The 6,498-nt window shown below is 45.1% G+C and carries 5 protein-coding genes and 1 tRNA gene; 5 read left to right on the top strand and 1 reads right to left on the bottom strand.

The window, feature by feature from the left end; translation table 11 throughout:
- Window positions 1-87 precede the first annotated feature (87 nt).
- Window positions 88-426 (bottom strand): P-II family nitrogen regulator, encoded by a 339-nt coding sequence (locus Q0V82_RS16185; protein WP_173531941.1) that lies wholly within the window; start codon window positions 424-426, stop codon window positions 88-90.
- 273 nt (window positions 427-699) lie between these two features.
- On the opposite strand from Q0V82_RS16185, the gene Q0V82_RS16180 reads away from it, so the two are divergent.
- From Q0V82_RS16180 to lon, 5 genes are all read left to right on the top strand, one after another.
- A tRNA-Leu gene (locus tag Q0V82_RS16180) sits at window positions 700-784 on the top strand.
- A gap of 361 nt (window positions 785-1,145) precedes the next feature.
- Window positions 1,146-2,456 (top strand): trigger factor, encoded by a 1,311-nt coding sequence (gene tig / locus Q0V82_RS16175; RefSeq protein ID WP_297577420.1) that lies wholly within the window; start codon window positions 1,146-1,148, stop codon window positions 2,454-2,456.
- A gap of 19 nt (window positions 2,457-2,475) precedes the next feature.
- A complete protein-coding gene (gene clpP, locus Q0V82_RS16170; protein WP_373314847.1) occupies window positions 2,476-3,105 on the top strand; it encodes an ATP-dependent Clp endopeptidase proteolytic subunit ClpP in 630 nt (209 codons plus the stop codon).
- A gap of 81 nt (window positions 3,106-3,186) precedes the next feature.
- Window positions 3,187-4,455, top strand: a complete 1,269-nt coding sequence (clpX, locus tag Q0V82_RS16165; protein ID WP_297577417.1) for an ATP-dependent Clp protease ATP-binding subunit ClpX — start codon at window positions 3,187-3,189, stop codon at window positions 4,453-4,455.
- Between the two features lie 134 nt (window positions 4,456-4,589).
- A partial coding sequence (gene lon / locus Q0V82_RS16160) for an endopeptidase La (RefSeq protein WP_297577415.1) occupies window positions 4,590-6,498 on the top strand: 1,909 nt, incomplete at its 3' end.

The raw sequence follows: 6,498 nt of genomic DNA, 5'->3' as shown, positions 1-6,498 counted from the left end.
ACGAAGTAACGGAGATAAAAAATGCCGTTCACTTGGCTTAAGTGAACGGCATTACAGCATCAGCTGGCATTTTGTATTGGTGATCTTTTATACGGCTTGATCGTTGGTTTCGCCGGTACGAATACGAACCACGTACTCAACAGGGCTAACGAAGATTTTGCCATCACCAATCTTGCCTGTGTGGGCGGCTTTAATAATGCCTTCGATGGCGGTTTCAACTTGATCGTCCGATAAAACCACTTCGATTTTAACTTTCGGCAAAAAGTCGACCACATATTCGGCACCACGGTAGAGCTCGGTATGGCCTTTTTGGCGACCAAAGCCTTTAACTTCAGTGACGGTAAGGCCGGAAATGCCCAGTTCAGATAAAGCTTCGCGAACTTCATCCAGTTTAAATGGTTTGATAATCGCTTCGATCTTTTTCATGCGGCATTCCGTTTAAAGTGTCAATGATGATGCCCGAGTATAACTAGGTCGGCTAAATCACGCCAAGTGCTGTGATTTATTTGCTATTGGAATGCAAATAAACTGGTCTTTTTAGCAGTATTAAGTCCTAGGTATGATTTTTATTTGCCCAATGACGAAGGCTAGCTGCTTGAAAATAAAAGCAATATTATTTAATTGCAGTGTTTTTAATAAAAAACCCACAAAAAGACTAGACCACTCGGAGCTTGTTCTGTAAGATGCGGTTCTTGTTGGGGGGGGTTGGCGGAATTGGTAGACGCACTGGATTTAGGTTCCAGCGCCGCAAGGTGTAAGAGTTCGAGTCTCTTATCCCCCACCAGAACAACGATGCAGTGCATCAAAACTGAAAAGCCACTTAGCGTATGCAAGTGGCTTTTTTGCGTGGCTAAAAAATAGTTATCGTCTTGAAGTCACGCTGTTGATTCCGATTTATTCTGTATTACCTCATTTGAATATTGCTGTGACTCGGGGGTGCTGCGTTGGGCCTTGGATGGTCACGTTGCAAAGACTTTGCTATAATGTTGAGCTTTACTGAGTAAAGCTGTCAGAATGGCGCTTTATGGGCATGATTAGGGCAGTCGGTGGCCGAACAGGCGTTGATCCGGTTGTTTTAAATTTTATTGATTAATAATTTCTTCTGGATGAAATTCATCTGGAAATACGTTTGAGGAATACTGGTAATGCAAGCACAACTGGAAACCCTGAGCGCTCTTGAGCGTCGTCTGTCCATTTCGGTGCCACGCGAAGAAATCGCACAGCAAGTGAATGCCCGCCTCAAGCGCGTTGCAAAAACTGCAAAAATTGACGGTTTCCGTCCTGGTAAAGCACCGATGAATATCGTGGCACAAAGCCATGGTTTCCGTGTGCAAGAAGAAGTTTTAGGTGAAACGGTTGAGCGCGCTTTTGGCGAAGCAGTCGTTGAGCAAAAATTGCAAGTTGCGGGCTACCCACGTTTTGAAGCCAAGCAAGATTCGACAGCCGAAGGCGATTTCGAATTTTTAGCAACGTTTGAAGTTTACCCAGAAGTTAAAGTGGGTGATTTGAGCGGTATTGAAGTGCAAAAACCAACTTTAGTGGTTGGCGATGACGAAGTGAACAAAACCATCGATATCTTACGTAGCCAACGCACTCGTTTTGAACGTGTTGAGCGTGCTGCAGAGACCGGTGATCGCGTGATCATCGACTTTAAAGGTTCGATCGATGGCGTGGCTTTTGCGGGTGGTTCATCAGACAACTACGCTTTCTTGATCGGCAAAGGCCAAATGCTGCCTGAGTTTGAAGCTGGCGTGATTGGCATGAAAGAAGACGAAAGCAAAGATGTTAGCGTGGCTTTCCCAGCCGATTACCATGGTAAAGATGTTGCAGGTAAAACTGCAGTATTTGCAATTACTGTGAAAAATGTTGCCGCTGCAAACTTGCCAGTCGTTGATGCAGACTTTGCAAAAAGCTTGGGCATCGAAGACGGCGACGTGGAAAAAATGCGTGCAGAAGTGAAAGGTAATTTGGAACGCGAAGTGCGTTTCCGCCTTAAATCACGCATTAAAGAAAGCGCAATGACTGCGGTGATTGAAGCGACACCAATGGATTTACCACGCAACCTGATCGCGCTTGAAATTGGCCGTTTGGTTGAAGGTGCGAAGGGCGACTTGCAAAACCGTGGTATCGATCCGGCGACCGTGCCGTTTTCACCTGCGATGTTTGAAGCGCAAGCTAAACGCCGCGTTCATCTTGGTTTGGCTTTGTCTGAATTGGTTGAAATCGAAAAGCTGTCAACTCAGCCAGAACAAATTAAAGCCATTATCGAAGATTTGGCTCAAAATTACGAAGATCCAAGCGAAGTACTCGCTTGGTACTACGAAAGCCCTGATCGTTTGTCTGGCCCTACCAATATGGCTTTGGAAGACAATGTGGTTGAGTTTGTATTGTCAAAAGCTAAAGTAACTGAACAAGCGATTGGCTTTGATGAATTGATGGGCCAACAAGGTCAATAATTTACACTGAGAGGTTGGAATGTCCAGAATGGAATTTGATCCGCAAAATATCGGTCTAGTGCCTATGGTCGTTGAGCAAAGCGGCCGCGGTGAACGTGCGTATGATATTTATTCACGCTTGCTGAAAGAACGGGTCATTTTCCTGGTCGGCCCAGTGAATGATCAAATGGCCAATCTTGTGGTCGCTCAGTTATTGTTTTTAGAGTCGGAAAATCCAGATAAAGATATTTCGCTCTATATCAATTCCCCTGGCGGTTCGGTGACTGCTGGGATGGCGATTTACGATACGATGCAATTTATTAAGCCCGATGTCTCTACTTTATGTATTGGTATGGCGGCTTCAATGGGCGCATTCTTGTTGTCTGGCGGAGCGAAAGGCAAGCGTTTTTCATTGCCAAATTCGCGGATTATGATTCATCAGCCTTTGATTGGCGGTTTGCAAGGCCAAGCTTCGGATATTGAAATTCATGCGCGAGAATTGATCAAGACTAAACGCACTTTGAATGAATTGTTAGCCAAGCACAGCGGACAAGACATTGAAACGGTTGAGCGCGATACTGATCGTGATAATTTCATGAATGCCGACGAAGCGAAAGCTTATGGTTTGGTGGATGAAGTCTTGGTTTCTCGGGCGACTTTGGCAGGTTAACCTCAAGCCGATCCCTAAGTAGCCGCCAGCGAGTCTGGCGGCTTTTCTTTCCTCGGTGAGTTATATTCGGAATGGCTGTTCATGTCTGATAAAGAAAAATTATTGTATTGTTCCTTCTGCGGCAAAAGTCAGCATGAAGTAAAAAAATTGATTGCAGGTCCGCAAGTCTTTATTTGTAATGAATGTATTGATTTGTGTAATGACGTCATTGAAGAAGAAGTGACTGATTTAACGACGGATTCAATTACCACCGGTGAGGGTAAGCGTTTACCTAAACCAACAGAAATTCGCGATGAGCTCAATCAGTATGTTGTAGGTCAAGAGCGGGCTAAAAAGATTTTATCAGTTGCGGTTTACAATCATTACAAACGCTTGTCGACTAAGGGTCGCGCGGGTAATGATGTTGAGTTGGCCAAATCAAATATTCTGCTCATTGGTCCAACTGGCTCGGGTAAAACCTTGCTGGCACAAACCATGGCTAAATTGCTTGACGTGCCGTTTGTGATTGCCGATGCAACCACGCTGACTGAGGCTGGCTATGTGGGTGAAGACGTTGAGCACATTATCGCTAAACTATTAGCGCAGTGCGATAACGACGTCGAGAAAGCGCAGCGCGGCATTGTTTACCTCGATGAGGTGGATAAAATTGCACGTAAGTCTGAAAATCCATCGATCACACGTGATGTATCAGGTGAGGGCGTTCAGCAAGCATTGTTGAAGTTAATTGAAGGCACGGTGGCTTCGGTACCACCGAGTGGCGGTCGTAAGCACCCAAATCAAGATTTGCCTAAAGTCGATACCACTAATATTTTATTTATTTGTGGTGGCGCTTTTGAAGGTTTGGATAAAATCATCCGTAACCGTTCAGTCAAAGGTGGCATTGGTTTTGGCGCTGAAGTGAAAAGCAAAGACGAGCGTAAAAACATCGGTGAATTGCTGCATGAAGTTGAGCCTGATGATTTGATTCGTTTTGGTTTGATTCCTGAGTTTGTTGGGCGCTTGCCCGTGGTCGCTACTTTGGCCGAGCTCGATGAAGCCGCCTTGGTGACGATTTTAACTGAACCTAAAAATGCCTTAATCAAGCAATATCAAAAATTGTTTGAAATGGAAAATGTTGAGTTAGAAATTGACACTGAAGCCTTAGCTGCGATTGCCCATAAAGCCATGGAGCGCAAAACAGGTGCGCGTGGTTTACGCTCTATCGTCGAGCAAACACTGCTGGACACCATGTTTGAACTGCCGGTGATGGAAGGTGTTGCTAAAGTACTTGTGAATAAAGAAGTCATTACTGCGGCAGCAAAACCTGAGTTTATTGCGGTTACAACGCAAACAGATATCGCTAGCAAATAAGTCGTTTTTTTCTCGCCCGCTGCGGTTTCCTCGTTTTGGAGCTGAATGCGGGCGTTATTGTTTATGGCTCTGCAATTGAATTTAAGCGCAGTGACCACATATTGTGAACATACTCTCGATCAGGTCATCCCAATATGTCTGAGCATCAATTACTACCGGTTGAATCTACTTCGTTCCCCATGTTGCCATTGCGTGACGTCGTGGTATTTCCGCATATGGTTATTCCGTTGTTTGTGGGCCGTCCTAAGTCGATCAAAGCACTTGAAGCGGCAATGGAAGGCAATAAGCATGTTTTATTAGTGGCACAAAAAAATGCCGCGAAAGACGAACCATCGATGGCCGATTTGTACCCGATTGGTACTGTGGCCACTGTTTTGCAATTATTAAAATTGCCCGATGGCACGGTTAAAGTTTTGGTCGAAGGCCTGCAGCGTGCGGTAGTTGAATCTTTAGAAGATCAAGATGGCTTTTATCAAGCGGTAGCTACCCCGCAGCTATTGGCCGATGAAAGCAACCATGAAGCCGAAGGCATGCGGCGTGCTTTGCTGACGCAATTTGATCAGTACGTTAAATTAAATAAAAAAATCCCTCCTGAAATTTTAACCTCATTGGCGGGTATTGAAACGGCAGGGCGTTTAGCCGATACCGTTGCGGCGCATTTGCCGCTCAAACTCGAGCAAAAGCAAGCGGTGCTGGAAATGGACGACGTGGCAACACGGATGGATCATTTGCTCAAGCAGCTTGAGTCTGAACTGGATATTTTGCAGGTCGAAAAGCGTATTCGTGGCCGTGTGAAACGGCAAATGGAAAAAAGCCAGCGTGAATATTATTTAAACGAACAAGTTAAAGCGATTCAAAAAGAGCTCGGTGAGCTGGATGAAAGTGCTGACTTGGACGAATTAGAAAAGAAAATAAAAAATGCGGGTATGAGTAAAGAGGCGAAGGATAAAACCGAAGCCGAACTCAAAAAACTCCGCATGATGTCACCGATGTCGGCGGAAGCCACGGTAGTTCGCAATTACGTCGACACCATGTTGGCTTTGCCTTGGAAAAAGAAAACCAAAATTAGTAAAGATTTGGCCGCAGCAGAAACGGTTTTAGATGCCGATCACTATGGTTTGGATAAGGTTAAAGAGCGAATTGTTGAATATTTGGCGGTGCAAACACGCGTCGAAAAATTAAAAGCGCCGATTTTGTGCTTAGTGGGCCCGCCAGGCGTGGGTAAAACCAGCTTGGGCGAAAGTATTGCACGGGCGACCAATCGCAAGTTTGTGCGTATGGCTTTAGGTGGCGTTCGTGATGAAGCGGAAATCCGTGGTCATCGCCGTACTTATATTGGCTCAATGCCGGGTAAAATTTTACAAAGTATGACTAAGGTGGGTGTAAAAAACCCGCTATTTTTACTCGATGAAGTGGATAAAATTGGCAGCGATATGCGGGGAGATCCATCCTCTGCATTGCTAGAAGTATTAGATCCAGAGCAAAATCACTCATTTAGCGATCATTATCTTGAAGTTGATTATGATTTATCGGACGTGATGTTTGTGGCGACGGCTAATTCGTTGAATATTCCAGCGCCATTATTGGATCGGATGGAAATTATTCGCTTATCGGGTTACACCGAGGACGAGAAAGTCAATATTGCGCTGAAATATCTCGTGCCTAAGCAAATGAAAAACAATGGCGTTGCAGACGGCGAGTTATTGATTGCAGATACCGCAGTGCGTGACATTATTCGTTATTACACGCGTGAAGCGGGTGTGCGCAGTTTGGACCGTGAAATCGCAAAAATTTGTCGCAAAGTGGTTAAAGCTTTGCTCATGAAGCCAAGCGATAAGAAAATTACGGTAGCAAGTAAAAACCTAGATAAATATCTCGGTGTGCATCGCTTTGACTATGGCGTTGCTGAATTAAAAAATCAGATTGGGCAAGTGACCGGTTTGGCGTGGACTGAAGTGGGCCTTGAGTTCCTGTCCATTGCAGCGGTCAAATTACCAGGTAAAGGTCTGTATCGTATACACATCTCCGCCACCACCAGACAGG

It is taken from the genome of uncultured Deefgea sp. (assembly GCF_947072475.1).
Taxonomy (GTDB): Bacteria; Pseudomonadota; Gammaproteobacteria; order Burkholderiales; family Chitinibacteraceae; genus Deefgea.
This window is presented reverse-complemented; position numbering and strand designations above follow the sequence as displayed.